This is a genomic window from Streptomyces sp. NPDC054841 (assembly GCF_053611045.1).
The window spans coordinates 1-1,423 of the sequence record NZ_JBSGZO010000902.1 but is presented as its reverse complement, the minus strand read 5'-3'; the positions used below and the strand labels follow the sequence as shown (position 1 = coordinate 1,423).

General features: G+C 68.6%; 1 protein-coding gene. It reads right to left on the bottom strand.

Features of this window, described 5'->3' with window-relative positions; genetic code table 11:
* Positions 1-1,423, bottom strand: a 1,423-nt coding sequence (locus ACWGI8_RS44300; protein WP_453669289.1) for a hypothetical protein, incomplete at both ends; no start/stop codon positions are given.

The following is a 1,423-nucleotide window of genomic DNA, read 5'->3' as shown; positions in this document are numbered from 1 at the left end:
GCATACGTACCCTGGCCAGCTCGCCGCGGCGAGGCAGGTAGCCCAGCAGGCCGTGGGGCATGGTAACCCGGTCGATCTGCTGCTCCAGCAGCGCATACGCGGCCTCGTCCAGCCTGGCGTCCACCGCGAAGGCGACCACCGTGCCCGGTTCGGTCTTGCCCGTCTTGAGAATGTGCTGCCAGAGCTGTTCGTCGGTGAGTGCGCGCTGTCCCGCGAGGACGTGGACCGCCAGTTCGCCGGTCGAGAGCACTGGCAGCACCACCAGGAGCCCCGTCCTCCAGTCGGCCATGGCGTGCCAGTCAGGCTGGTCCACGCTCGGGTTCAGCGAGATCAGCGCCCCCGGGCCGGTCGTCAGCATCGGCCGCTCCTGGATCCACAGCAGGCCGTTGTGGTCCCGCAGCCGCGGATGCCGAGCCGACTCATGGCTCGTCACCAGCCATCGGGATGCCGGGATGGTGGACAGGGTCGAGGATGCTCCACCGGACGACGCAGGCAGGTCGGTCACCGTGGACGCAGCGAGCAGCGCCTTCTCGTCCACCGGCGCCGCGTTGGGGATCAGAGTCGGCTTGCTCGCCGTGAAGCGGTAACCGGCGTGCGGGGTGTAGACGGTGGTCCGGAAGCCCAGATCCACGAGCTTGTCCGTGGCCTTTCGCAGCTCTGCGTTGAGCAGCTGACGCGCGGAGACGCTCAGGCCCTGGTGGAGGATCATCACTTCCTCGCCCTGCCGCAGCCCGTTGTCCGCGATCCATTGGGCGAGCTCGGTCGACGTCGCCAGGCCCCGGCCCTGCTCCGGCACGTACCAGGCCCAGACGGCCTCCGGGTCGGCACTCGGCTGCGGCCCGACCAGCTCCACCGCGACACCGAACACACCCGCCTCGCGTAGCGCCGGGGAGAGGAGCACGGCGTACACCGACTCGTCCCTCAGGTCCTCAGGCCGACGGGTGGAGATGCCGGAGGCCCAGCGGTAGCGGGACGGCCGGTCGAGCGGCTGGATGATGCCAACGGGGTCGGAGACGAAGCGCGGGCCGGTGAATCCGGGCTCGGGCAACTGCTGCGTCCACTGACCGTACTCGGTCTGGCGAATCACCTGGTTGTCAAGATTCCGGCGCTCGACCAGCGTGCTGAGGCTGAAGTCGCCGAGCTCCGCATTCCACCGCTGGCGGTAACCGGACGTGGGCAGGGTGACGGACACCGACTGGTAGCGTGCCAGCGCCTGGCCCTGCTGAGTCACATGCACCTGATTGAACGTCAGTGTGCGCCGGAAGCCGGACTCCTGCATGTGAAGGATCTGCAGCGGAAGCTTCTTGTCCCAGGTGGTGAAGCCGGTCAGCCAGCGAGCGAAGTCGTACGCCTGGACGGCGACGGTCCGCTCGGGTTGCCGCCCCAGGGCCTTGAAGGCGATGGAGAAGGCACTCTTGCCCAG